This window comes from Caballeronia sp. GAWG2-1 (genome assembly GCF_023631405.1).
Classification (GTDB): domain Bacteria; phylum Pseudomonadota; class Gammaproteobacteria; order Burkholderiales; family Burkholderiaceae; genus Caballeronia.
The window spans coordinates 22,935-47,909 of sequence record NZ_JALQDD010000023.1; the positions used below are offsets into that span (position 1 = coordinate 22,935).

Here is a 24,975-nt window from a genome sequence, read left to right on the forward strand (position 1 = left end):
TTTCCGCTGATGATCGGCTCCACGTGGTAACTGCAACCGTGTCTTTTGTGGCTTATGCAAACGTTTTCTGAGAGGTCGCGCACGCCCTGCTACATGGCCGCCCGGCGCTAGGTTGAGTAACGCACAGAACGACATCCTGAGACTGCCATTCTTGCCCCACATCGCGTTAAACGCCTCACCGAAGCGTCGCGATAGCCAAACTACGGGGAAGACATGAGGAACCCAAACAAATACAAATTGAGGACGGCGCTCAAGCTTAGCGTGATCGTTATCGCGGCTGCGGTGTCGAATCTTTCACATGCTCAGACAGCCACGGAGGCTTGCAATAACCTGACATCGGCGGCATGCGCGAATGGTGTCGTTGGCGTTGCGCCGGCGGCAGTGTCTGCTGCAACGGACCCGCAAACGCGCGCTCAAGCCGCCGTTTTGCCGGGACGGATGGTTGGACTTCCAGCGGGTAACCGGAGCGGGACATCCGCTGGTGCTGCGGGTACTTCGAGCAGCAATGGCGCGAGCACGGGTAGTGGAACCGCTAGTGCTGGAACGGCGGCTGGTCAGGGATCGACCGGAGGGCAAGGTGCGGGGTCGACTGGTTCGCATGGTGGCTCGAGTTCCGGTAGTACGGGGTCTGGTTCTGGGTCGGGTTCGAGTTCGGGTGGCGGGAGCACGGGGTCGGGTGGTGTAGGCGCTGGTGGTGGTAGCACGGGCGGTGGCAGCACGGGCGGTGGCAACACGGGTGGTGGCAGCACGGGTGGTGGAAGCACGGGTGGTGGAAGCACGGGTGGTGGAAGCACGGGTGGTGGCAGCACGGGTGGTGGCAGCACGGGCGGTGGCAGCACGGGCGGTGGCAGCACGGGCGGTGGCAACACGGGCGGTGGCAACACGGGTGGTGGAAGCACGGGCGGTGGCAACACGGGTGGTGGCAGCACGGGCGGTGGAAGCACGGGTGGTGGTAGCACGGGCGGTGGCAGTACGGGTGGTGGAAGCACGGGCGGTGGCAGCACGGGTGGTGGTAGCACGGGCCATGGCGGCGGCAGCTCCGGTCACGGCGACGGCGGTCATGGCGATGGTGGTCACGGCGACGGCGGTCACGGCGACGGCGGTCACGGCGACGGCGGTCACGGCGACGGCGGTCACGGCGACGGCGGTCACGGCGACGGCGGCCACGGCGACGGTGGTCACGGCGACGGCGGCCACGGCGACGGTGGTCACGGCGACGGCGGTCACGGTAACGGTGGCGGCAACGGCAGCAGCGGTGGTCACGGTGACGGCGGCCATGGCGACGGCGGTCACGGTAACGGTGGCGGCAACGGCAGCAGCGGTGGTCACGGTGACGGCGGCCATGGCGACGGCGGTCACGGTAACGGTGGCGGCAACGGCAGCAGCGGTGGTCACGGTGACGGCGGCCATGGCGACGGCGGTCACGGCGATGGCGGTCACGGCGATGGCGGTCACGGCGACGGTGGTCATGGCGACGGTGGTCACGGCGACGGCGGTCACGGCGACGGCGGTCACGGCGACGGTGGTCACGGTAACGGTGGCGGCAACGGCAGCAGCGGCGGTCACGGTGATGGCGGTCATGGCGACGGCGGACATGGCGATGGTGGCCACGGCGACGGCGGCCACGGTAACGGCGGTGGCAACGGCAGCAGCGGCGGTCACGGTGATGGCGGTCACGGCGACGGCGGTCATGGCAACGGCGGCGGCAACGGCAGCACCGGCGGTCATGGCAATGGCGGCGGCGATGGTGGTGGCCACGGTGATGGCGGCCACGGTAACGGCGGTGGCAACGGCAGCACCGGCGGTCATGGCAATGGCGGCGGCGATGGTGGTGGCCACGGCGACGGCGGTCATGGCAACGGCGGCGGCAACGGCAGCACCGGCGGTCATGGCAATGGCGGCGGCGATGGTGGTGGCCACGGTGATGGCGGCCACGGTAACGGCGGTGGCAACGGCAGCACCGGCGGTCATGGCAATGGCGGCGGCGATGGTGGTGGCCACGGCGACGGCGGTCATGGCAACGGCGGCGGCAACGGCAGCACCGGCGGTCATGGCAATGGCGGCGGCGATGGTGGTGGCCACGGCGACGGCGGTCATGGCAATGGCGGTGGCAACGGCAGCAGCGCTGGCGGCCACGGCGACGGCGGTCATGGCAACGGCGGTGGCAACGGCAGCAGCGCTGGTGGTCATGGCGATGGCGGTGGCCACGGCGACGGCGGTCATGGCAACGGCGGTGGCAACGGCAGCAGCGCTGGTGGTCACGGCGATGGCGGCGGCCACGGCGACGGCGGTCATGGCAACGGCGGTGGCAACGGCAGCAGCGCTGGTGGTCATGGCGATGGCGGTGGCCACGGCGACGGCGGTCATGGCAACGGCGGTGGCAACGGCAGCAGCGCTGGTGGTCACGGCGATGGCGGCGGCCACGGCGACGGCGGTCATGGCAACGGCGGTGGCAACGGCAGCAGCGCTGGTGGTCATGGCGATGGCGGTGGCCACGGCGACGGCGGTCATGGCAACGGCGGCAGCGCCGGTGGTCACGGCGATGGCGGCGGCCACGGCGATGGCGGTCATGGCAATGGCGGCGGCGCAGGTAGCACCGGCGGCCACGGCAATGGCAGCAGCGGCGGTCACGGCAATGGCGGCGGCGCGGGCAGCAGCGGTGGCCACGGCAACGGCGGCGGTGGTCACGGTGGTGGTGGCGGCGGCGGCGGCGGCGGTGGCGGTGGCGGTGGTGGAGCAGGCGGCCGCTAACCCACCCTTCGCAAACGCGTCGATCGGACCGCAATCCGGTCGACGCGAATCAAAAGCAAAGCCAACACAAAGCGCTAGAAGCACCCGATGCTGCCTTTGCAGCATTCAAACAGATTCAAACGTCAATCGACAACCGCGGGCCCGATGCAATCCGCCCGCGGCCGCAACAAACTTCCCTCCTCGATCTGCCCCATCGAATGCGCCATCCATCCCCCGCTTCGCGCGATGGAGAACAACGCGAACGCTGCACCCTCCGGTAACTCTCAATGCTCAACGAGCGCAGCCAGCGCGACGTCGATCGCGGGCTTCCTATCTGTCAGACGCTCGGCTTAATCGATCAAAGCACGCGCCACATCGGATGCCTCGAAAGCGCATAAAAGATCCGCGCGCGAATCGCCCTGCGGATAAGGCTCGGCGTGACGCGAGGCATGCCAAGCGCGCGCAAGACGCATATGCAACGGACGAGCAGCGAAAGCAAGCTCGACAAAGCTGCTCGCGAGTCGGCCGATAAGTTCGGCGGCGCACTAGAACATGCCTGCGAAATCGGCATATCGGTTTGAGTACGGAAGAAACGCGCCAAGCGATGGCCGAACGTAGTCGATGCGCTGGCCAAGCATTCCAACATTGCCAGGCCGCGCGATGAATCGAAACGACGTGCGGCGCGTATCGCCTGACGCCGGACGCCACAATCAGTGCGAACGCCCCGCCTTTGCAATCATCACGCCGCGTCCATCGCGCGGCTTCATGGCCGCGAAGAAGACGAGCGCCGCGGCCACGACCGACATCGCGGCGAGCCCCGTGAGGCCGCCTTCGATCGATCCCGTCTTCTGCTCGAGAAAGCCGAAGGTCGCGGGCGCCACGAAGCCGCCGAGATTGCCGAGCGAATTGATGAGCGCGATGACCGGCGCCGCGATGCGCGCGTCGAGATAGCCTTGCGGAATCGGCCAGAACAGCGACGACGCGGCCTTGAAACCCATCGCCGCAAAACAGATCGCCACGAACGAAAACACCGCGCTGCCCTGCCCCGCCGCATACATGCCGAGCGCGGCGATGATCAACACCACCGCCACCCACGCCTGCTGAAATTTGAAGCGCGCCGCGAGCATGGCGAAGACGTACATCGCTGCAATGGAGATGATCCACGGAATCGAATTGAAGAGCCCGACCTGGAAGTCGTTGAAGTGCCCCATCTTGCGGATGATGCTCGGCAGCCAGAACGTCGCGCCGTAGATCGTCAGCGACACGGAGAAGTAGATCAGGCAAAAGATGAGAATCTGCGGATCGCGCAACAGGCTCCACGTGGATGGCTTGACGGTATGCGACGCGTCACGTTCCACTTGTTCGCGCTCGATCTCGTCGATGATCGCGTCCTGCTCCGCACGCGTGAGCCACTTTGCATCGCGCGGCTTCGAATCGAGCCAGAACCACACGAAGGCCGCGAGCACCACGGAAGCGGAACCTTCGATCAGGAACATCCACTGCCAGCCATGCAGACCCATGCCGTCTATCAGCATGAGCGCGCCGGAGATCGGCCCGGATAGCACCGAAGCCAACGCGGAGCCGCTCAAGAAAATCGCCATGGCACGGCCACGCTGATTGCTCGGCAGCCAGCGCGTGAAGTAGAACACCACGCCGGGAAAGAAGCCCGCTTCAGCCGCGCCGAGGACCAGGCGCATGATGTAGAACGAAGTCTCGCCGCGCACGAAAGCCATGCCGACCGCCGCCAGTCCCCAAGTAATCATGATGCGCGTGAGCCACGCCTTCGCGCCGAAGCGCTGCAACAGCATGTTCGACGGCACTTCGAACACGGCATAGCTCACGAAGAACAAGCCCGCGCCCAGTCCATAAGCCGCAGCGCCGATCCCGAGATCAGCGCTCAGATGCTGACGCACGAAACCGATGTTCACGCGGTCGATGTAATTGACGATGAACATCACGACGAAGAGCGGCAGGATGTGCCACTTGATCTTGCTGACGGCGCTCGTCAGTGGATTCGTCGGTTCATCCGCGCGATCTGGCGTCGAACTGCTCATGGGCTTGTCTCCTCGTTGATCGTGCGTGCCGCTCAGAAGCGCGGATTCTTGCCGGTGAATTCCGGCTGATATTTGCGCATCTGCTTGAGGTCGTCACGATTGCGCACGCCGCACGAGAGATATTGCTCATGCAGTTCCGCGAGCCTGTCGCGGTCCAGTTCGACACCGAGGCCCGGCGTCGTCGGCACGCGCACCGCGCCGTTATCGAACTTCACCCGGCCGCCCTTGATGACTTCCTCTTCCTGCCACGGATAATGCGTGTCGCATGCATAAGTGAGATTGGGGATACTCGCGGCGACATGCGTCATCGCCATCAGGCTGATGCCCAGGTGCGAGTTCGAGTGCATCGACATGCCAAGCTCCCACAGGGCGCACATGCGTGCAAGCGTCTGCGTCGCGCGCAGGCCGCCCCAGTAGTGGTGATCCGACAGCAGCACCTTCACCGAGCCCATTTCGCAGCCGCGCCGGAAGTCGTCGAAAGTCGTGATGACCATGTTGGTCGCAAGCGGCAACCGCGTGTGCTTGGCGAGTTCCGCCATGCCTGCGAGACCCGGACACGGGTCTTCGTAGTATTCGAGCAGTTCGTCGAGTTCGGGCGCGGCCTCGATGCTCGTTTCGAGCGTCCAGTTGGCGTTCGGATCGAGCCGCAGCGGCGTGCCGGGAAAAGCCTCGGACAGCGCGCGCATGCAGGCAATTTCATGCTTCGGCTCGAATACGCCGCCCTTGAGCTTGATACTTTGAAAGCCGTACAGATCGATCATGCGGCGCGCCTGCGCCACGATCTGTTGCGGGCTGATGCCTTCGCCCCAGGCATCCGGCGCATACGGCTTGTCGATATGTTCCGCATACTTGAAGAAGAGATAGGCGCTGTACGGCACCGTGTCGCGCACCTTGCCGCCGAGCAGATCGACGACAGGCGCGCCGACCATTTGCCCTTGCAGATCGAGCATCGCGACTTCCAGCGTGCTGATCACTTTCGACGCGTTCTTGGCCGTGTGCGAGCCGGGTGCGAGTTCGAATTCCACCGCGCCCGGGCTTGGCTTGATGCTCGCACGCACGCGCTCCTCCATGCGGTTCAACTCAAACGGCGAGAGGCCGATGGCCAGTTCCTTCGCTTGTTCCAGCACGCGCAGCATCGGCTCATCGCCATAAGTTTCGGAGATACCGACGCGCCCGTCGCTCGTTTCCAGTTCGACGATGGCGCGCAACGCCCACGGCTCGTGAATACCGGCCGCGTTCAGGAGCGGACCGTCGCGAAAGGCGATCGGCGTGATGCGGACTTGCGTGATGGTGACGCTGCGGCTCATGGGAATCATCCGGGAGTGGAATCGATGTCCGCATCATAAACACTAATATATTAGTGCGTCAGTGGGGAAAGTACCCATCGTCGCTGCCGCGCCATGCGGCCGGAAATCGCTCTTGCAGGCCTTAAAATCGCGAATATCGCAATCAAACAGTCCGCCATGAAACTCATCGACGCCCCGGCTGCGGCAACCCGACAAGGCCTCGACCGGTCGCGCCACGCCGCGCCGCAAGTGTTCGAGCAGTTGCGCGCGCGCATTCTTTCGCTCGAACTCGCGCCGGGCACGGTGCTGTCGCGCGCCGATCTCGCCGCGCGTTATGGCCTTTCCCAAACGCCCGTGCGTGACGCGTTGATGAAGCTGGGCGAGGAAGGTCTCGTCGACATCTTCCCGCAGCACGCCACCGTGGTTAGCCGCATCAGCGTGACTTCGGCGCTGCAAGCGCATTTCCTGCGCCGCTCGATCGAACTGGAAGTGGTGCGCACGCTGGCGAACGCGCGCAATGCCGAGTTGGTGGAGCGGCTGCGCACGACCATCGAGAAGCAGATGGAGCTGCGCGACCTCAAGAATTACGAGCAGTTCTCGCTACAAGACCAGGCGTTTCACCGGCAAATGTACGAAGCCGCCGGCGTGCCGCAGTTGTGGGATCTGGTGCGCCGGTTGAGCGGCCATATCGACCGGTTGCGGCGGCTTCATTTGCCCGTCGAGGGCAAGACGCTTGCCGTGGTGCGCGATCACACCGAAATCGTCGATGCCATCGCGAATGGCGACGCCGAAGCCGCCGACGCCGCGTTGCGCAAGCATCTGTCCGGCACGCTGCATCAGATCGATCAGATTCGCACGCGTCATCCGACCTTTCTTGCGGACGACTGAGCGCGCTACCAGCACGCGTCGCCGATAGCGGTCAGCTTGTCGCGTCCGGCGACCTTCGCGCGATACAGCGCCTTGTCCGCGCGTTGCAACGCATCCTGAAAGCCTTGCTCGCCTTCGCTCACCTGCGCGACGCCGATGCTCATCGTCCATTCCGGCATGCCTTCCGTAAACGAGCGGCACGCGCGATGAATCTGGTTGGCGCACGCCTGTGCATAAGGCGCGCGCCAATCCGGCAGGATCGCGATGAACTCGTCGCCGCCCAGCCGCCCGAACTCGCCGCCGAGCGAGCCGACTTCCGCGCCCGCCAGCCGCGCCAGTTCCATCAGCACGTTATCGCCCGCGAGATGGCCGTGACGGTCGTTGATCTGCTTGAAGTGATCGAGGTCGATGGCGAGGATGGTCGCGCCCGGTGCGATCAATGGCCGCGCGTGTTGCTCAAAGCCCGCGCGATTCCATACGCTCGTCAGCGGATCGCGCAACGCGGCGTCGCGCAGACGCTGCTGCGCGCGCTCCGCCGGAATCGCGAGCAGGCCAAGATTGAGCACGGCCAGAAGCAGTTGATCCGAAAGCATTGGAATGACCGCGAGAAAATTCACGCGCGAGTCGCCCCACGCCAATGCCGCGAGCGTGATCGCGTAACCCGGCAGATAACCGAGCATCGCAAGACCGGCGATGCGCCCGCCCCGGATCTTCAGGCGGCGCGCGTCCAACACGAGCATGGCGCCCGCGATCAGCGCCGATATCGCGATGCCGATGGTATCGCCCGCGCGCGTCCAGGCGAACACGGCCGGCCGCGCGCCGAACGTCAACGTGGGAAGCACGTGGACCAGCACGGAGCCCGCAATGGGCGCGAGCATCCACCAGCGAAAAGGCGGCTTGCCGTCGAACGCGCGCATGCCCGTGATCAGCAGCATATTGCTCGCCGCCAGGCCGCCCAGCAGCAGGCCATCTAGGAATAAACGGTCTTCCCAAAACTCGAAGCCGACCAGAACCGCCGCATAGAGAAACGCGCTCGCCGACCAGTGCGCGAAGTAGCGTTCCGCGCGCGGTTCGAAGCGCACGAGCGCAAAGACGAGTCCGAACGCGCTGCTCGAAAGCACGCTGCAAAGACGTAGGGTTTCGGTGTCGGGTGTGGGGAACATGACCGGGCGACGCGGCCTGCGCGCGCGAGGGAGAAGGACACCGGTATATCGGCAGCCAAATCGTGGAACTTGAGCCACGGCGCGACGTTTTCGCGCGGCATAACCCTTGCTCGCCTTCAAGACGCCAAATCAACGAAACCAAGGAGGGGCACACGATGAAACTTTATTACGCACCCGGCGCATGCAGTCTCGCGGATCACATTGCCATGCACGAGGCAGGGCTCGATTTCGAACGCGTGAAGGTCGATCTGAAGACCAAGCTGACTGAAGACGGCCGTCCATTCGACGAGATCAACCCGAAAAGCTACGTGCCGGTAGTCGAATTGGACGATGGCCGCCGTCTGACCGAAAACATCGCGATTCTCTCGTGGGTCGCGCGTCAGAAGCCCGCCCTCGCACCATCCGACGATGAAGGCGGCACGCGTCTGCTCGAAACGCTCGCCTTCATCTCGACCGAAATCCACAAGCAGTTCGGCCGCGTGTTCCGCCCGACATCGGATGCGGAAGCGTCGGCGGCGCGCGAGAAGATCGGCCAGCGTTTTACGCTCATCGACAAGATGATGAAGGGCGACTATCTCTTCGGGGAATCCGCAAGCGTCGCGGATGCTTACCTTTTCACGATGCTGACATGGGCCAACAAGATGAGCATCGAAGTGCCGGCAAAGCTCAAAGCGTTCTACGAGCGCATGCGCGAGCGGCCTGCTGTCAAGCTCGCCCTCGAACACGAAGGCATTTCGCTTTGAACCTGACCATCTAACCAAATACGAAATCAGGTAAGAAGCATCGTTGAAATGATCGGTTCGCGATGACCGCAAGCAAGGCGAAGATGGGCGACTCCGCTCTCGAAACACTTCGTCCATGCTCCTTTCCGCCATCGCCACCAACACACCGGGGCGGCGCGCATGAACGCGTTGCCCCGGCGCCTGCCCGCCTCGTTCCCTGACGTTTTCCGCGAATCTTCGGCCGGTCGCCTCGACAACCGGCTGTGTGGGCGCGCGCGCCGCGTACTTTCCAACCATTTATCGGAGTAAGCCATGAGCAGCACATTCAAGGACCGGGTTGTCTGGGTGACGGGCGCTTCCGGCGCGCTGGGCGCGGCCACCGCGCGCACGCTCGCCGATGCGGGTGCGACGGTCGTCGCATCGTCACGCAGCGTCGATGAGCGATTGTTCGCAGCGTCGCCAAACGTGGTCCCGCTCAAGGTCGACGTGACCGATGACAAAAGCGTGAAGGCGGCGTTTGCGCAGATCGAAGAGCGCTTTGGGCGCCTCGATGGCCTCGTCACCAGCACCAACGTCTCCACTTTCGGCGACTTCCTCGAACTCACCGACGACGACTGGCAAAGCGTGATCGATGCCAAGCTGCTCGGCTCGGTGCGCCCGATTCGCGCCGCCTTGCCGCTCTTCATCAAGCAAGGGCGCGGCGCGATCGTGGCGATCTCGGGACGCGGCGGCATTGCGCCGCCGCCGAATCATTTCCCCGGTTCGAGCGTAAACGCGGCTATCGATCTGCTCGTGCAAGGTCTCGGCCGCCGCTACGGTCCGCAAGGCGTGCGCGTGAATGCCGTCGCGCCCGGTCCGATCCGCTCGCCGCGCTTCGATGCGCTCGCCGGCGCGCAAAGTCAGAACGAGCCCACGCGCCTGACCGCGCTCGAAGGTCCCGGCACGCCGGAAGACGTCGCGGCCGCGGTCGCGTATCTGCTTTCGGACGATGCCCGTTTCGTCACCGGTTCGCGTCTCTATGTCGATGGCGGCGGGCCGCCCTACGCGTAACTCGTAACGCGTAACGCATAGCGCCCGATTCGCCGCGTCAACCGAAACCCATCCAAGGACCTTCTTCATGTCACGTTTCGTTTCTCCCGCGCAATTGCGCACCCTGATCGCTCAACACAATGAACTCGCGGTGCTCGACGTGCGCGAAGAAGGCGTGTCGTCGAAAAAACGCCTGTTCTATTCATCGGTCGCGCCGGTCGGACGCCTGGGTCTCGTGATCGATCGGCTCACTCCACGGCGCGGCACGCCCGTCGTTCTCGTCGATGCCGAAGGCGCCGAGGACGGCTATGCGCAACGCGCCGCCGCATTGCTGGCGCGCTGGGGCTACACGGACGTGTCGATTCTGGATGGCGGCGTGGAAGGCTGGGCGCGCGCCGGCTTCGAAATTTTCAGCGGCACCAACGTGCCGGGCAAGGCGTTCGGCGAACTGATCGAGCATCGGCTGCATACGCCCAACATCGACGCCGAAACGCTTAAGGCGCGTCAGGATGCGGGCGACGATCTGGTCGTGCTCGACTCGCGCCCCTTCGGCGAATTCAACAACTTCAATATTCCCGGCGGCATCGACTGCGCGGGCGCGGAGTTGGTGTATCGCGCGCTCGCGGCGGCGCCTTCGCCGGATACGCTGATCGTCGTCAATTGCGCCGGGCGCACGCGCAGCATTCTCGGCGCGCAATCGCTCATCAATGCGGGCGTGCCGAATCCCGTCGCCGCACTCACGGGCGGCTCGATGGCTTGGCTGCTCTCGGGCCTCGAACTCGAACACGGCGAGATTCGCACCGCACCGCGTCCCGAAGGCGCGACCCTCGCGACCGCGCGCGAACTCGCGGCGGCCGCCGCGCGCAAGGCGAACGTGCCCGTGATCAACGGCGAAACGCTCGCGGCGCTCGAACGCGAAAGCGGCGAGCGCACGCTGTATCGCTTCGATGTGCGCGATCCGCTCGAATACGTGGCGGGGCATCCGGCAGGCTGGCGTTCGGCGCCGGGCGGTCAACTGGTGCAGGCGACCGACGAGTACATCGCCACGCTGCATGCACGCGTGGTACTGCGCGACGACGATGGCGTGCGCGCCCGCATGACCGCGTCGTGGCTCAAGCAACTCGGCTATCTCGATGTCCGCGTGCTCGACGATGCCGCCAGCGCCGCCCTCACCCACGACGCGCTCGAAGCCGGTCCCGAGCCGTTGCGCGTGCGTCCGCATGGCGCGCGCACGCGCTGGATCGAGCCGGATCATCTGCAACGCGCGCTCGATGCCGGTCGCGCGCAAGTGATCGATATCGACGCGAGCATTGCGTATCGCAAAGGCCATGTGCCGGGCGCACGTTTCGTGGCGGCAAGCGCAGTGGAAGACCACCTGCGCTCGGGCGTTTTCAAGCGCGATGCGCCCGTCGTGCTGACTTCGGAAGATGGCTTGCTCGCCGGACTCGTCGCCGCCGAACTCGCGCCGCGCTGGCCGGAGATCGCCGCGCTCGTGGGCGGCACGGCGCGCTGGAGCGCGATTGGCTTGCCGCTCGAAACCGGCGACGCGCACAACCTGACTGGCGACGACGACGCGTGGTATAGCCCGTATCACGTCGAGAAGGAACGCGTGGCCGAGCAAATGAATGCGTACCTCGCGTGGGAGCTGCAACTGGTCGAACAGGTGGAGCGCGACGCCATTGCATCGATCGATGTGCTGGACTTCAAGACGGCCACGGACAAGCGCAGCCGCGAACGCCTGGCATCATGACTTCACCGACGATACGCCCTGTCTTCGACGGTTCGACGAGTCCCGCCGACATTCCCGGCAGCGCGCTTCACGGCGCGTTTCAGCAACCGTTGATGCTCGGCCTCTTCTTGCCGATTCAGAACGGCGGCTGGTCCATCTCGACCTTGCCGCGCTCGACCGACTGGCGCTTCGACTACAACGCGCGGCTCACGAAGACAGCGGAAGCGCTCGGCTTCGATCTCGTCTTCGGCCTCGCGCAATGGCTTGGCAAGGACGGGCATGGCGGCGCGCTCAAGTATCGTGAGCAATCGCTCGATGCGTTCATCGCGACGAGCGCGCTTGCCGCCGTCACCGAGCGCATTTTGCTGATCTCGACGGTGCATGCGCTCTATGGTCCGTGGCATCCGCTGCATCTCGCCAAGTTCGGCGCGACGCTCGACCATATCTCGGGCGGACGCTGGGGCATCAACCTGGTGACGGGTCACGTCAAAAGCGAATGGGCGATGTTCGGCCAGCCGATGATCGAGCACGACACGCGCTATGAACGCGCGGCCGAATTCGTCGCCGTGCTCGATTCGTTGTGGCGCAGCGATGCGAATCAGAACATCGATTCGCCGCACTGGCAGTTGCAGGACGCGTTCGTGAGTCCGCGACCGCGCTTTCATCGGCCGGTGCTCGTGAATGCGACCGGGTCGCCCGCGGGGATTGCGTACGCGGTGCGTCACTCGGACCTGATCTTCATCACGAGCCCCGCAGGCGCGGATTTCAACGACGCCATCGGCGCTCTGCCTGCGCATACCGCGACCATTCGCGAAGAGGCCGCGCGGGTGAAACGCAACGTGCGCACGCTCATCAATCCGACCATCGTGTGCCGGCCGACCGAACGCGAGGCGCGCGAGTATCGCGATGCCATCGTCGCTCACGCCGATGAAGGCGCGCTCGACGGCTTCGTCGGCCAGCACGGCCGCAGCGACGCGAAGGCATGGGCGAATCACAAGCGCGAGCAGCGCATTCTCGGCGGCAATCTGCATCTGATCGGCTCGCCCGAGCAGATCGTCGATCAGTTGCTTGCATTGAAGCGCGCCGGTTGCGATGGCGTGCAACTCACCTTCTTCGACTTCGAACCGGACCTCGCGTATTTCGGCGAGGCCGTGTTGCCGCTTCTCGTCGATGCGGGCTTGCGACTGCCCGTGCCCGCAGCGAACTCCTTACCTAGGACGACGTCATGACCAAGCCTCGCCAATTGCATCTGAACACCAACATCACGGGCGTCGGGCGGCATCCCGCAGGATGGCGCACATTGGACAATCCGCGTGCGATCATCGACTTCAAGTTCTTTAGGGAGATTGCAACGACAGCAGAGCGCGGCAAGCTCGACGCCGTGTTTCTCTCGGATGCGCTCGCCCTGCGCAATCACGCCGAAGGTCCGCAGCAATCGTTCGAACCCACGGTGCTCCTCACCGCGCTCGCGGGCGCGACCGAGCATGTCGGTCTCATCGGCACGGCATCGACCACGTTCAACGATCCGTTCAATCTCGCGCGGCGCTTCGCATCGGTCGATCACCTGAGCGGCGGGCGCGTCGCGTTCAATGCCGTGACGACCTACGACGCAGCCGCCGCCGCGAATTTCAGCTTCAACACGCCGCTTTCCACGGAAGAGCGCTATGCACGCGCGCAAGAATTCGTGGATGTGGTGACGAAGCTCTGGGATAGCTGGGAAGACGACGCGCTCGTCGCCGATCAGGCCACGGGACGTTATGCGGACCCGTCGCGCGTGCACTCCATCGAGCATCGCGGTCAGTACTTTTCGGTGCGCGGCCCGCTCAATGTGCCGCGTAGTCCACAAGGAAGGCCCGTGCTCGTGCAGGCGGGATCGTCCGAAGGCGGACGCGCGCTTGCCGCCCGTTTCGCCGATGCGGTCTTCACCGCGCAAACCACCTTGCCGAGCGCGCAGGCGTTCTACAAGCAGATGAAGGAACGCGTGGCGCGGCATGGGCGCAACCCCGATCACTTTCTGCTGTTGCCGGGCCTGTATCCGGTGGTCGGCGGAACCGAACAGGAAGCGCGCGCGCATAAAGCCGAACTCGATGCGCTGCTCGACACCGACCGGGAAGTCGCGCGCCTGGCCGGCGCGCTCGGGCTCTCGCCGGACGATCTGCATATCGACAAGCCGCTGCCTTACGAGCGCATCGAAAAGGTCGTGCGCTCGGACTTGCCGCGCGGCTTCATCGACTCGACGGTTGCGCTTGCCAAGGCCGAAAACCTGACCGTACGCGATCTGCTCGATCGCAATCCGGGCGCGCATCGAATCATTGTCGGTACGCCCGAGCAGATTGCCAACGACATCGCGCAGTGGTTCGAGGAGCGTGGCGCGGATGGCTTCAATCTCAACGCGGATGTGTTTCCGAGCGGCCTTGCGGCGTTCGTCGATCACGTCGTGCCGCTCTTGCAGCGCAAAGGCATTTTCCGCACCGACTACGAAGGCACGACCTTGCGCGAACATTATGGTTTGCCGCGTCCTGACAGCCAGTATGCAAAGAGGCGCGAGGCCGCCTGATCTTTTATCGTCCGAGCCTCCAAGGGAGTTTCATGTCTTCTACTCTGGATCAACCGACTCTCGCGCAAGAAGCGCATCGCATTCGTACCGATGCAGAAGCGCTGGAAACGGCACAACGTCTCGAACATGCGTTCGCGCAGGAAGCGTCGGAGCGAGATCGCGAGCGGCGCTTGCCGCGTAAAGAACTCGAAGCGTTCAGCGCATCGGGACTGTGGGGCATCTCGGTTCCCAAGGCATTCGGCGGCGCGGATGTTTCCGTATGGACCATCGCGCAGGTCTTCGAATATATCTCGGCAGGCGATTCATCGCTCGGCCAGATTCCGCAGAATCACTTCGCCAATCTGGAACGCCTGCGGCACGACGGCACGCCTTCGCAGCAGGCGTTTTTCTTCGAACGCGCGCTTGCAGGCGAGCGACTCGGCAATGCGACGGCCGAACCCGGCGATCGCTTGCCGGGCTCGCATGAAACACGCGTGCGGCGCACGACGCGCGGGCTCGTCGTATCGGGCAAAAAGGTGTATTCCACAGGCGCGCTCTTCGCGCACTGGATACCCGTCGCCGCGCGCGATGACGATGGCTCGCCCGTGTTCGTCTACGTGCCGCGTCATGCGCGCGGCGTCGAAGTGATCGACGACTGGTCGGGCTTCGGGCAACGCACGACTGCAAGCGGTCGGGTGCATATCGACAATGTCGAAGTGGACGCGGTGCAAGTGGTGCGTCGCGAGCCAGGCGGCGAGATCGATACGGGCAACGCGGTTTCGCAGCTGATTCATGCGGCGATCGACCTGGGTATCGGCCGTGCCGCGCTCGATGAGACGAAGCGCTTCTTGCGCACGCTTGCGCATCCGGCACGAGGAAGTGGCGCCGCACATGCCACGGACGATCCGTTCACGTTGCGCGATATCGGCAAGCTGACCGTGGACCTGCACGCTGCGCGCGCGTTGACCGAGCGCGCAGCGGTGTTGATCGAAGCGGCGCGTGTGCCCGGTTCAGCGCGTGACAAAGTGAGCGCGGCCATCGTCGCGACGGCGGAAGCCAAGATTCTCACGACACACCTCGCGCTCGATGCATCGAACAAACTCTTCGAGCTTGCAGGCACGCAATCGACACGGGAAGAGCATAACCTCGACCGCCACTGGCGCAATGCGCGCACGCATACGTTGCATGACAGCGTGCGCTGGAAGTATCACGCGGTGGGGCAGTATGCGCTGAACGACTTGCTGTGCGATCCCTTCAGCTACGCGCATCCTTATACGGCGGTGAAGGAATGAACAAGCGGGCGTGTTCTGCGCACGCCCGCTTCAGGCATCAACGCGCAGCGACTGCTTGCGAATCGAATACCGGATTGAACTCGATATCCACCTTGATGTTGTTCTTGATATCGCCGGACTTGTAGAGCGTGTCCGCAATCTTCTGCTCGCGCGCGACGAGCGTCTTGTCGAGCGGATAAAACACGGAGCGTCCATTTTCCGCCGAGAACTTCGCTCGTGCCGGCGACTGCTTCATTTTCTCCGCATAGATCTTCTCGACGGCCGGCACGTTCTGCGCCCACCACGTCCACGAGCTCTTGAGACGTCCCAGGAAGTCACCGATGGCCTTGCTCTTCGCGGGATCGCGCAAGACATCGGTGCGGGCCGCGAACACCGAGAGCGCTGGAATATCCAGTTCGTCGCTCTTGACGATCACGCGTGCATCGCCCTTATCGACCGCTTCCTTCACCGGACCAAAGCCACCCGAATAAACCGACACCTGTCCCGCGTTGAAAGCGGAAGCCGACACGTTGCCATCGCCGAACTTGACCGCTTGAAAGTCCTTCGGCTTGAGATCGGCCTTCACATACGACAGCACGTATTGCAGATAATTGAAGCCGCCGAAGTTGTAGCCCCAGGTCTTGCCGCGCAGGTCCGCGAGCGTCTTCACGTTGGCTTCCTTGCGAACCACGGTGACGATAGGCGGATACGCGTTATCCGGGTTGCGCCATCCCGCGATGATCTGCAAGGGCGCGGTCTCCGGCGTCCATGTCTGACGCGCATTCCCCTGTTCGATGATGAGCGAGGTATCGCCCATCAGACCCACGTCGAGCACTTTCGAATAGAGCGCGGACAGTTGCGCGGCGGGTCCCGTGAGCACGGCCCACTTGACCTTGTACGGCGCGCCATCCAGCACGTGCGATGCCTCGACGATCAATGGCCACGCGGCATCCTGCGTGCCGATCTGAATGGTGAGCGGCTCTTCCGCGAACGCCGAAGTCGATAAAGCAAGGAAGCCCGTAACGAAGAGTGCGGTTAAGCTTTTCTTGATGCGCATGAAGTGAGTGGTCGGTTAAGGAAAGGAATGTCAGGCCGCGCTTGCTGTCGCGGCTCGTTGTGGTTCTTCTGTCGTCACGCCGAGCGCTTCGAGCAGTTGTGTTCTGAGTGCTATGGCGTTGCCGTCCGCACGCGAGCGCGGCCGCGGAAAGTCCACGGTGAAGTCCGCGCTTATCTCGCCTTGCGACAACACGACAATGCGGTCCGACAAGAGAATGGCTTCGTCGATGTCATGCGTCACCAGCACGACCGCCGGCGTATGCGCGCGCCACAAGCGTGCGACGAGGTCGTACATGCGGATGCGGGTCAATGCATCGAGTGCGGCGAAGGGTTCATCGAGAAGCAAGAGACGCGGCTCGCGCACGAGCGCTCGGGCCAATGCGACGCGTTGCGCTTCGCCGCCCGAAAGCGTCTTTGGCCAGCCTTCCGCGTGACTTGCAAGACCCACTTCGTCGAGCGCGGCGAGTGCGTCGTTTTTTGCGGCGCCCAACCTGTCATGGCCGATGACGACGTTCTCCCACACGCGCCGCGCCGGCACGAGACGCGGTTCCTGAAACACGACGGAGCGCGCATTCGCCACGCGCACGCGTCCTTCATCGGCCTTGTCGAGGCCCGCGAGAATACGCAGTAAAGTGGTCTTGCCGGCGCCCGATGCGCCGAGCATCGATACGAATTGGCCGCGCCTTATGTTCAGCGATACGTCCTTGAGTACTGCACGTCCGCCGAAGCGACGGCTCACGCCTTGCAATTCGAGTGCGATTTCACGATGATCGCGTACGTTCTTCAAGGCATCGATATCAGGCGAGTTCAAAGCGCGGCCTCCACGGAAGCGCGACATGTTCGAGACCGCGCATGATGAGATCGGTGAGAATGCCGAGCGCCGCATAAACCAGAATGCCCGCGATGATGATGTCCGCGCGCTGGTTCTGGTTCGCATTGACGAGGATGTAGCCAATGCCGTTCTGCGCGTTGATCTGCTCCGCGACGACGAGCGCAAGCAGCGCCACGGCGGACGCATAGCGCAAGCCGACGAGTATGGAAGGCAGCGCGGTCGGCAGAATGATGCGCAACGCTACTTGCCGGCTCGATAGCCCGAACACGGTGGCCGCTTCGAGCAGCTTGGGATCGACACCGCGCACGCCCGCGTAGGTGTTGAGGTACATCGGGAAGATGGTCGCAGCGAGAATGACCGCGATCTTCGCGCCCTCGCCGATACCGAACCACGTGATGAAGAGCGGAATGAGCGCGATGAATGGAATCGTGCGCAACATCTGCAAGGGCGCATCGACGACTTCTTCGCCTACGCGCCACAGTCCCGCGAACAAGCCCGCAATCAGGCCGATACCGCCGCCAATGGCAAGGCCAGTCGCCGCACGCGCAAGCGAAACGCCGATAGCGCTCTGCAATTCGCCATCCGCGACGAGTTCCTTCAATGCAGCAAGAATGACGGTCGGCGGCGGCAGCGTTTCGGGCGCGATGAGTTGCAGCGACGACACGAGTTGCCACAGCACGACAATCGCAATGGGCACGCCCACGCGCAAACTGCGCGAGCGGATGAGCTTCCAGTTCAGTGTCGTGGTACGGGCGCGTTCGCGTGTGGGCAGTTCGACCAGCGTCTGTGCGCCGGATGCGCGTGGCGCGGGCTGTTCGAGCGGCGTGCCCGGATCGAGCTCGAGTATCGCCGAGGAAAAGCGAGGGGCATTCATGGGCATTCTTCGAGTGAGAAAGAGAACACCCGATACTACGTTCGTGTTTGCCCCACGCAAACCAACGGTTTGCCAGATGCTATCCAAGGATCGCGCAATATCGTTTTGCGCGCCGCTGGCTCACATTCAGGCAAGATCCGTGCTGGTTTCCTCTTGCGTCACCGCATAGCGAGAACGCGGTCTTTCGAGACCAAGATGATCGCGCAACGTGCGCCCTTCATAGCCGTGTCGGAAGAGCCCGCGCCGGCGCAATTCAGGCAGCACCAGTTCAATGAAATCATTCAGCGAATCGGGCAGCAACGCCGCCATGACGTTGAAACCATCCGCCCCGTAATTGACAAAGCGCTCTTCCAGCGCATCCGCAACCTGCACCGGCGTGCCGACGATTTGCCAATGACCGCGCGCGCCCGCAATGCGCAAATAGAGCTGACGTATGGTCAGATTCTCGCGGCGCGCCAGGTCGATCATCAAGCCCTGGCGGCTCTTGCTGGCATTCGTTTCCGGCAAATCGGGAATGGGTCCGTCCAGCGGATAGCCCGAGAGATCGAAGCCGCCCGTGAGCGTCGAGACCATCGCTAGGCCGACCACGGGATCGATCAATGCCTGCAGTGCATCGAACTTTTCGCGTGCTTCTTCTTCCGTGCGTCCGACTATGGGCATGACGCCCGGCATGATCTTGAGCGATTCGGGATCACGTCCATATTGCGCCATGCGTCCCTTTACATCGGCATAGAACGCAACGGCATCTTCGAGCGTCTGCTGCGCGGTGAAGATCACTTCGGCGGTGCGCGCGGCAAGCGCCCTGCCCGCTTCAGACGATCCCGCCTGCACCACGACTGGATGACCCTGCGGCGCACGCGAAACGTTCAGCGGACCATGCACCTTGAAAAACTCGCCGCGATGGTCGAGCACGTGCCGCTTGTCGGGATCGAAATACCTGCCCGATGTTTTGTCGCGCACGAAGGCGTCGTCGTCCCAGCTATCCCACAGGCCCGTCACCACTTCGGCGAATTCCTCCGCGCGTTCGTAACGGTGTGCATGCGCGAGATGCTGATCGAGATTGAAGTTGCGCGCTTCATGCTCGCTCGACGAAGTGACGAGGTTCCAGCCCGCGCGGCCGCCGCTGATGTGATCCAGCGACGCGAACTTGCGCGCGATGTGATAAGGCTCGTTGAACGATGTCGATGCCGTACCGACCAACCCGATGCGCTCGGTCACGGCCGCGAGCGCGGACAACAGCGTAAGCGGCTCGAACTGCGCGACATAGCTGTGCGCGGTGCGGCTCAGGAACGCGGCATCGTCGCCGCGCGTGCCGGAGCCATCGGCGAGAAAGACGAGATCGAAGCTCGCCGCTTCCGCTGCCTGCGCGAGCGCTGCGTAATGCTTGAAGTTGACGCCGGCATCCGCGACGGCATGCGGATGACGCCACGCGGCAATGTGATGTCCCGTCGGATAAAGAAACGCGCCCAGGCGCAGTTGTCCGCTTCGTTTTGCCATGGCGTCGTCGATCAGTTGAGTGCGACAGCGGCCGCGGCACCCACCGGCGAGCCTTCGATTGCCACCGATGATTGACCGTCCGGTCCCACTGGAATATCGCCGACAAGCGTCGTGCGATATAGCTGTCGATCGAAATCCAGATCGAAGATATCGGTCGGCGCGAGATGCGCGGTCGTGCGGTTATCCCAGAACGCGATGCTGCCCGGCTCCCACTTGAAGCGCACGGTGAATTCCGGCCGCGTCACGTGTTCCCACAGCAGTTCGAGCAACGCCTGACTCTCGCGCGGCGCAAGACCCGCGATGTGCTTGAGAAAGCTCGGGCTTACATACAGCGCGCGTTCGCCGGTTTCAGGATGCACACGCACGAGCGGATGCTCGCTCACGAGCGTGTGCTGGTCGACCGCTTTCGCGAAAGCATCGGTGCCGGCGGCGCCTTGCGGCGGCGCGAAGCGATGCACGCCACGCAGGCCATCGACGAATGCGCGCAGCGGCGCCGAGAGCTTTTGGTACGCGGCCACGAGGTTGGTCCATTGCGTATCGCCGCCATACGGCGGAATGGTCACACCGCGCAAGATGGATGCATACGGCGGATTCACGGCAGCGGTGACATCCGTATGCCAACCGGTCCACGGACGCAATACCGACTGCCCTTCGAAGCGCGTGGCCTTGCGGAACTTGGAGATCGAATAAATCTCGGGATGCCCGTCCACGTGACCGAATACGGGGTGGCCCACCGTCAATTCGCCGAACTGCGCGGAAAACGCGACATGCTGTTCATGACTCAGGAATTGCTCGCGAAAGAACACCACGCGCCACTTCAGAAGCGCGTCGCGAATGGCCTTGACCTCGTCCTTCGACAAGGGCCGCGTAAGATCGACACCGCTGATCTCCGCACCGATATGCGCGGACAACGGCTTCACTTCGACACGCGCTGCGTGTTCGATGACGGCTGCGTTCATATGCCTGTCTCCTGATTGATGTTGATGCCGGCGCGGATGCTCGCGTCAACTGCCTTGCGCGTTTGCATCGTCCACGAAAAAGTAGTCGCGCCAGGACTTCGGTTCATGATGAATCACGCCTACGCGAAAAAGAAAAGCGCCTAATTGCAGTGTGTTTTGCGGTGTCGTCGTGAAGCTCACGTCTTTGTCGTCGAGAATGCGTGCGACGAAAGTGGGCGTGAGTTTCGACTCGTCCTGACGAAGATAGATGGCTGCGGCCTGTTGTTTGTCGCTCGTAATGAGCTTTGCGGCATCGACAAGTGCGGCGCGTACGGCTGCATAGGTCTTCGGATTGTCCTTGCGCCATTTCTCCGATGTCACGACCACGCTGCCCGTCGATGGACCGCCGAGAATGTCGGTCGAGCTGATGACCTTGTGGATCTTCGGATCGTCGAGTTCCTGATACTGATACGGCGCGTTCGAGAAATGCAGGTTGATGACCGAGTTGCCCGAGAGCATCGCGGTGGTTGCATCGGCATGCGGCATGTTCACTTCGAAGCGGTCGAGTTGCGCGTAGTTCGCGTCGCCGTATGCCTTGGCCGATGCCATCTGCAACAGCCTGCCCTGCTGCGAGACCGCGACGGAAACTACCGCGATGCGGTCCTTTTCGCCGATATCCTTGATGCTGCGAATGCGGGGGTCGTTCGAAACGAGCACGACCGGAACCGAGCTTTGCGCCGCGATTGCACGGAAATTCTGGTGACCTTGCGTGCGGTCCCAGATCGTCATGAGCGGTCCGATGCCGAGCGTGGCGATATCCGCCGCACGCGAAAGCAGCGCTTCGTTCACGGCCGCGCCGCCGGAGAGCGTGTGCCATTCCACGTCGATCTTGATTCCGGCGCGCTCGCCTTCCTTCTCGATGAGATTCTGGTCCTTCACGACCTTCAGCAGCAGCGAGCCGATGCCGTATTGATCGGCGACTTTCACTTCGCCTTCAGCATGCGCGCATTCGAATGGAAGCGCGATCGATGCGATCAGCGCGAGCGCGGCCATGCTGCGATTGCTTGAGCCTTTGATCGTCATGCGGGGATTTTTGCCGTGGATTCGTCGCGCCAAGACGATGAAATGTACAAGCCGTCTCGTCACGCGCGAACCAAGAAAACGCCATACGGTTATCTTCGTGCGAGATAAGGTGCGCGGCACGGCACTTGCACATGCTTACTGAATATCCTTAGCGCAAATCATGCGTTCCGATACGCACGTTCGCTGGCTATCATGTTTAGTCTGTCGGCTCGCCGTAAAACGAACGCGCGCGCTGCTTTACCTTTCATGGAGCGTTCACCTTGACTCGAAACACCTCATCGCGTCAGCCGCTGGTTGTCGGTATCGGCGGAACGACGCGGCCGGCATCGTCGACCGAGCGTGCGCTGGCTTTTTCGCTGCGCGGCGCACAGGAATCCGGCGCGCGCGTGCAGTTGTTCGGCGGCGCGTTCCTGCATAGCCTGCCGCACTACGCGCCTGAGCATCGCAATCTGACCGACGAGCAGCACGAACTCATCAAGGCGGTGCGTATCGCCGACGCAGTGATCATCGCGACGCCGGGCTATCACGGCGGCATCTCGGGGCTGGTCAAGAACGCGCTGGATACGCTGGAAGAGCTGCGTGAGGACGAACGCCCTTATCTGGATGGGCGCGCAGTCGGCAGCATCGTGACCGCTTACGGATGGCAGGCAGCAGGCACCGTGCTGACGTCGCTGCGTTCGATCGTGCACGCGTTGCGCGGCTGGCCGACGCCTTTCGGTGCGACCGTCAACACGCTTGAAACGCGTTTTGAAACCGCCGATACATGCTCCGACCCGAAGGTCGTCGAGCAGCTGCGCACCGTGGGCCGTCAAGCATCGAGCTTTGCGCTCGCATTCGCCGCGCACGATAGCGACGCTTATCACGATGTCGAACGACGCGTGGCCGTCGCGCAGAGTTAAACGACCTCGCCTTAACGAAAAAGCCTTCGCCGTGAGTGGCGAAGGCTTTTTTTCATGGGCGCTACGGCTTGTTCGCGATCATTATCACTAAGCCGATTCGGGCCATCCACCGAACTTGGCGATCTCGTCCAGCGCAAGGCGCGCACGTGGTGCCTGCTCACGTTCGGCAAGCGCTTCGGGCAACGCCTCTGCCTCGCCATGATGCGCGATGGAGATCATGCTCAAAGCCTGATAGCGCTCGGGAATGGCGAAGGTATCGCGCAATTTCGCTGCGTCGAAGCCGCCCATCGCATGGGCGGCGAGGCCGAGTGCATGCGCCTGCAACAATACGGCAAGACCCGCGGCGCCCGCGTCGTAACTCGCGCTTGGATTGATGGTGCCTTTGGCCGTGAGCGTGTCCGCAAGAACGGCGATGAGCACCTGCGCATGCGCGTTCCACGACTGATTGAACGGCACGAGCGTGGCGAATGCGCGCTCGAAAGCCGCTGCATCTTGGCCCTTCTCGAACACCACGAAACGCCACGGTTGAACGTTATAAGCGGACGGCGCCCAGCGTGCGGCTTCCAGAACAGCGACTACCTGTTCATGCGCTACGGGCTGCTCTGCATACGCGCGCGGACTCCAGCGCCCTGCAAGCAGCGGATGAATGTCGATATCGGTTGGAGCGGGACGATGTGTCATGCGTTTATCTTCGATGGATATGACCATGCTTCATATGCGAAGCTTGGCAGTCAAGGGAATGCATCAAGTGTCGCCGATGCGCGCGGCATGGACAAGTCGCTTCAGGCGTTCATGTGTTCGAGATGCGCGAGCAGCTTCGTCACCATCCACACGACGGTAAGTCCAAGCAACACGAAGAACGCTGCAAGCGGCGCCAGGATGTGGACCGATACGAAGCCCGCGAGTCCCATCATCACCGCCGATACGAGCAGCAATGCGCAACCGAGTATCGCGCTCGTCAGTCCAGCAATGTGGGGAAACAGCGAGTTGCCCTTGGCCATCAATGTCGGATACATGGCCCCTGCGCAGAAGCCCATTACGAGGACCGGTAGCGCAAGCGTCCACACATGCAGACCTATCGTCAACGAAAGCAATAGCATCACGATGGATGCGCCCGCCATGATCCGCGATCCATACTTGAGCCGTTGTTCTGCTGTCGGCAGACGCAGGCTATGAATACGGTTGGACAGGCCGCCGAGAAAGTACATCAAGCCGATGCCAAGCGCGAGGTAACCGAAGTACGTCGGCGGCTTATGCAACGTGTTCTGCACCATGAAAGGCCCGACGATGTTGAACACGAGCAGAATGCTGTAGCACAGTCCTTGTGCAAGAAAGCAGCTCTGAAAAACCGGGCTCGACAAGACCTTGCCCGTGTTCGCGACGAGCGTACGCAATTCGAGTCGAACAGGCTTGGGTAATGTCTCGCGATAACGCCACACGAGCACCCACATGACGATCGAATACACGAGCAGAAACACGAGACAGGCCTTCCAGCCGAACCACTCCTGCAAGTGCGCACCGATCACGGGCGCAACGATCGGCGCGAGTCCCCAAGCAATCGACATGTAGGTGAATGCGTGCAGCAGCGCCTGGCCTTTGAATGAATCGGTGATGATTGCCTTGGCGAGCAGATTGGTGGCCGCAATGCCGAAGCCCTGCAAACAGCGCGCCAACAGGAATGTTTCGAGGCTCGGCGCGACGAGTGACAGCAGACAGCCGACCGTATAGACGACGAGTCCGAAGGCCAGCACTGGCTTGCGGCCGTATGCGTCCGCTATCGGACCAAATACGAGTTGGCCTAGCGCATAAGCGGCCATGTAACTGGATACGCTCGACTGGATCGCTTGCGGCGAGGTATCGAAGAAGCGCGCCATCGCGGGCAGCGCGGGAACATAGATGTCGATTGCGAGCTGCCCTGCCGAAGCGAACAGGCATACGAGAAACAAGAGATAGCGCGGCGAATTCGATACGCGCGCGACGGTACTGGTGCGGCTGGGAATGTCGGATGGCATGGAGGCGTCGGGAAGCGGGTGGCGATGTGCGATGGCATCGCAACGTATTGTGCCTGCATGAGCGGGATTTGGCGTAAATGTCCACTGCACGCGCGGGGATTGGTACGATCTCAGGCTCGAGACCATGAATGCAGCACTGAGGAGAAAGGAGCAAAAAATGCTTGAATTACGGCCCGGTTGCGAATGTTGCGACAAGGACTTGTCGCCCGCTTCATCGGAGGCATTCATCTGCTCGTTCGAATGCACATTTTGCAGCGACTGCACCGAGCAAGTGCTAAAGGGCACGTGTCCGAACTGCGGCGGTGAACTGGTGAAGCGTCCGCGACGACCGGCGGAGAAACTGGAGAAGAACCCGGCATCGACGAAACGAGTCTTTAATCCAGCGTGCCGTTGATTA

21 protein-coding genes are annotated in these 24,975 nt (G+C 63.1%); 10 read left to right on the forward strand and 11 right to left on the reverse strand.

Features of this window, described 5'->3' with window-relative positions:
- Positions 1-438: 438 nt before the first annotated feature.
- A complete protein-coding gene (locus NCR98_RS33320; protein WP_284503847.1) occupies positions 439-2,751 on the forward strand; it encodes a hypothetical protein in 2,313 nt (770 codons plus the stop codon).
- Between the two features lie 689 nt (positions 2,752-3,440).
- Here NCR98_RS33320 and NCR98_RS14085 read toward each other — a convergent pair.
- Positions 3,441-4,784, reverse strand: a complete 1,344-nt coding sequence (locus tag NCR98_RS14085; RefSeq protein WP_244828966.1) for an MFS transporter — start codon at positions 4,782-4,784, stop codon at positions 3,441-3,443.
- A gap of 32 nt (positions 4,785-4,816) precedes the next feature.
- On the reverse strand, positions 4,817-6,091 hold the full coding sequence (locus NCR98_RS14090) for a glucarate dehydratase family protein (RefSeq protein WP_250526462.1): 1,275 nt from the start codon (positions 6,089-6,091) through the stop codon (positions 4,817-4,819).
- Positions 6,092-6,247: 156 nt separating this feature from the next.
- Here NCR98_RS14090 and NCR98_RS14095 point away from each other — a divergent pair, with 156 nt between their 5' ends.
- The gene (locus NCR98_RS14095) at positions 6,248-6,958 is read left to right on the forward strand and encodes a GntR family transcriptional regulator (protein WP_250466325.1); all 711 of its coding nucleotides are present in this window, start codon (positions 6,248-6,250) and stop codon (positions 6,956-6,958) included.
- Positions 6,959-6,963: 5 nt separating this feature from the next.
- Here NCR98_RS14095 and NCR98_RS14100 read toward each other — a convergent pair whose 3' ends face one another.
- Entirely contained in the window at positions 6,964-8,100 is a 1,137-nt protein-coding gene (locus NCR98_RS14100; RefSeq protein ID WP_250526463.1) for a GGDEF domain-containing protein, read from the reverse strand.
- Positions 8,101-8,255: 155 nt separating this feature from the next.
- Between NCR98_RS14100 and NCR98_RS14105 the strand changes: the two genes are divergently transcribed.
- The 6 genes from NCR98_RS14105 (at position 8,256) to NCR98_RS14130 (ending at position 15,408) form a co-directional block, all read left to right on the forward strand.
- A complete protein-coding gene (locus NCR98_RS14105; RefSeq protein ID WP_244828970.1) occupies positions 8,256-8,843 on the forward strand; it encodes a glutathione binding-like protein in 588 nt (195 codons plus the stop codon).
- Positions 8,844-9,134: 291 nt separating this feature from the next.
- Complete coding sequence (locus NCR98_RS14110) at positions 9,135-9,872, forward strand: SDR family NAD(P)-dependent oxidoreductase (RefSeq protein WP_250526464.1); 738 nt, start codon at positions 9,135-9,137, stop codon at positions 9,870-9,872.
- A gap of 67 nt (positions 9,873-9,939) precedes the next feature.
- On the forward strand, positions 9,940-11,601 hold the full coding sequence (locus NCR98_RS14115; protein WP_250526465.1) for a rhodanese-like domain-containing protein: 1,662 nt from the start codon (positions 9,940-9,942) through the stop codon (positions 11,599-11,601).
- Positions 11,598-12,809, forward strand: a complete 1,212-nt coding sequence (locus NCR98_RS14120) for an LLM class flavin-dependent oxidoreductase (protein ID WP_250466332.1) — start codon at positions 11,598-11,600, stop codon at positions 12,807-12,809. The genes NCR98_RS14115 and NCR98_RS14120 overlap by 4 nt, the downstream gene beginning before the upstream one ends.
- Positions 12,806-14,137, forward strand: a complete 1,332-nt coding sequence (locus tag NCR98_RS14125) for an LLM class flavin-dependent oxidoreductase (protein ID WP_250526466.1) — start codon at positions 12,806-12,808, stop codon at positions 14,135-14,137. The genes NCR98_RS14120 and NCR98_RS14125 overlap by 4 nt, the downstream gene beginning before the upstream one ends.
- 32 nt (positions 14,138-14,169) lie before the next feature.
- Positions 14,170-15,408 (forward strand): SfnB family sulfur acquisition oxidoreductase, encoded by a 1,239-nt coding sequence (locus tag NCR98_RS14130; RefSeq protein WP_250526467.1) that lies wholly within the window; start codon positions 14,170-14,172, stop codon positions 15,406-15,408.
- 37 nt (positions 15,409-15,445) lie between these two features.
- Here NCR98_RS14130 and NCR98_RS14135 read toward each other — a convergent pair whose 3' ends face one another.
- The 6 genes from NCR98_RS14135 to NCR98_RS14160 all read right to left on the reverse strand — a co-directional run bounded on the left by NCR98_RS14135 (position 15,446) and on the right by NCR98_RS14160 (position 21,667).
- Positions 15,446-16,444, reverse strand: a complete 999-nt coding sequence (locus NCR98_RS14135; RefSeq protein WP_250509741.1) for an ABC transporter substrate-binding protein — start codon at positions 16,442-16,444, stop codon at positions 15,446-15,448.
- Positions 16,445-16,474: 30 nt separating this feature from the next.
- Complete coding sequence (locus tag NCR98_RS14140) at positions 16,475-17,254, reverse strand: ABC transporter ATP-binding protein (RefSeq protein WP_250526468.1); 780 nt, start codon at positions 17,252-17,254, stop codon at positions 16,475-16,477.
- Entirely contained in the window at positions 17,241-18,149 is a 909-nt protein-coding gene (locus NCR98_RS14145; protein ID WP_250526469.1) for an ABC transporter permease, read from the reverse strand. Before NCR98_RS14145 ends, NCR98_RS14140 begins: the two co-directional genes overlap by 14 nt.
- A 126-nt stretch (positions 18,150-18,275) precedes the next feature.
- Positions 18,276-19,646 carry an LLM class flavin-dependent oxidoreductase gene (locus NCR98_RS14150; RefSeq protein WP_250526470.1) on the reverse strand — a complete coding sequence of 457 codons (1,371 nt, stop codon included), beginning with the start codon at positions 19,644-19,646 and terminating at the stop codon, positions 18,276-18,278.
- An 11-nt stretch (positions 19,647-19,657) separates the two neighbouring features.
- A complete protein-coding gene (locus NCR98_RS14155) occupies positions 19,658-20,605 on the reverse strand; it encodes a TauD/TfdA dioxygenase family protein (RefSeq protein ID WP_250466345.1) in 948 nt (315 codons plus the stop codon).
- 45 nt (positions 20,606-20,650) lie between these two features.
- On the reverse strand, positions 20,651-21,667 hold the full coding sequence (locus tag NCR98_RS14160; protein WP_250526471.1) for an ABC transporter substrate-binding protein: 1,017 nt from the start codon (positions 21,665-21,667) through the stop codon (positions 20,651-20,653).
- 260 nt (positions 21,668-21,927) lie between these two features.
- Here NCR98_RS14160 and NCR98_RS14165 point away from each other — a divergent pair, with 260 nt between their 5' ends.
- Positions 21,928-22,566: an NADPH-dependent FMN reductase gene (locus NCR98_RS14165; protein WP_250526472.1), complete on the forward strand. Its 639-nt coding sequence runs from the start codon at positions 21,928-21,930 to the stop codon at positions 22,564-22,566.
- Between the two features lie 87 nt (positions 22,567-22,653).
- Here NCR98_RS14165 and NCR98_RS14170 read toward each other — a convergent pair whose 3' ends face one another.
- Together NCR98_RS14170 and NCR98_RS14175 are read right to left on the reverse strand one after the other, a co-directional pair.
- Positions 22,654-23,247: a nitroreductase family protein gene (locus NCR98_RS14170; RefSeq protein WP_250509745.1), complete on the reverse strand. Its 594-nt coding sequence runs from the start codon at positions 23,245-23,247 to the stop codon at positions 22,654-22,656.
- A 101-nt stretch (positions 23,248-23,348) separates the two neighbouring features.
- The gene (locus tag NCR98_RS14175) at positions 23,349-24,578 is read right to left on the reverse strand and encodes a multidrug effflux MFS transporter (protein WP_250526473.1); all 1,230 of its coding nucleotides are present in this window, start codon (positions 24,576-24,578) and stop codon (positions 23,349-23,351) included.
- A 157-nt stretch (positions 24,579-24,735) separates the two neighbouring features.
- Here NCR98_RS14175 and NCR98_RS14180 point away from each other — a divergent pair, with 157 nt between their 5' ends.
- The gene (locus tag NCR98_RS14180; RefSeq protein WP_244829738.1) at positions 24,736-24,972 is read left to right on the forward strand and encodes a DUF1272 domain-containing protein; all 237 of its coding nucleotides are present in this window, start codon (positions 24,736-24,738) and stop codon (positions 24,970-24,972) included.
- Positions 24,973-24,975 lie beyond the last annotated feature (3 nt).

Coding starts and splice junctions, on each gene's coding strand:
- NCR98_RS14125 (WP_250526466.1), top strand. CDS start 12,806: ATGACCAAGCCTCGCCAATTGCATCTGAACACCAACATCACGGGCGTC.
- NCR98_RS14105 (WP_244828970.1), top strand. CDS start 8,256: ATGAAACTTTATTACGCACCCGGCGCATGCAGTCTCGCGGATCACATT.
- NCR98_RS14090 (WP_250526462.1), bottom strand. CDS start 6,091: ATGAGCCGCAGCGTCACCATCACGCAAGTCCGCATCACGCCGATCGCC.
- NCR98_RS14100 (WP_250526463.1), bottom strand. CDS start 8,100: ATGTTCCCCACACCCGACACCGAAACCCTACGTCTTTGCAGCGTGCTT.
- NCR98_RS14135 (WP_250509741.1), bottom strand. CDS start 16,444: ATGCGCATCAAGAAAAGCTTAACCGCACTCTTCGTTACGGGCTTCCTT.
- NCR98_RS14175 (WP_250526473.1), bottom strand. CDS start 24,578: ATGCCATCCGACATTCCCAGCCGCACCAGTACCGTCGCGCGCGTATCG.
- NCR98_RS14095 (WP_250466325.1), top strand. CDS start 6,248: ATGAAACTCATCGACGCCCCGGCTGCGGCAACCCGACAAGGCCTCGAC.
- NCR98_RS14155 (WP_250466345.1), bottom strand. CDS start 20,605: ATGAACGCAGCCGTCATCGAACACGCAGCGCGTGTCGAAGTGAAGCCG.
- NCR98_RS14120 (WP_250466332.1), top strand. CDS start 11,598: ATGACTTCACCGACGATACGCCCTGTCTTCGACGGTTCGACGAGTCCC.
- NCR98_RS14150 (WP_250526470.1), bottom strand. CDS start 19,646: ATGGCAAAACGAAGCGGACAACTGCGCCTGGGCGCGTTTCTTTATCCG.
- NCR98_RS14085 (WP_244828966.1), bottom strand. CDS start 4,784: ATGAGCAGTTCGACGCCAGATCGCGCGGATGAACCGACGAATCCACTG.
- NCR98_RS14160 (WP_250526471.1), bottom strand. CDS start 21,667: ATGACGATCAAAGGCTCAAGCAATCGCAGCATGGCCGCGCTCGCGCTG.
- NCR98_RS14115 (WP_250526465.1), top strand. CDS start 9,940: ATGTCACGTTTCGTTTCTCCCGCGCAATTGCGCACCCTGATCGCTCAA.
- NCR98_RS33320 (WP_284503847.1), top strand. CDS start 439: ATGGTTGGACTTCCAGCGGGTAACCGGAGCGGGACATCCGCTGGTGCT.
- NCR98_RS14110 (WP_250526464.1), top strand. CDS start 9,135: ATGAGCAGCACATTCAAGGACCGGGTTGTCTGGGTGACGGGCGCTTCC.
- NCR98_RS14170 (WP_250509745.1), bottom strand. CDS start 23,247: ATGACACATCGTCCCGCTCCAACCGATATCGACATTCATCCGCTGCTT.
- NCR98_RS14180 (WP_244829738.1), top strand. CDS start 24,736: ATGCTTGAATTACGGCCCGGTTGCGAATGTTGCGACAAGGACTTGTCG.
- NCR98_RS14145 (WP_250526469.1), bottom strand. CDS start 18,149: ATGAATGCCCCTCGCTTTTCCTCGGCGATACTCGAGCTCGATCCGGGC.
- NCR98_RS14130 (WP_250526467.1), top strand. CDS start 14,170: ATGTCTTCTACTCTGGATCAACCGACTCTCGCGCAAGAAGCGCATCGC.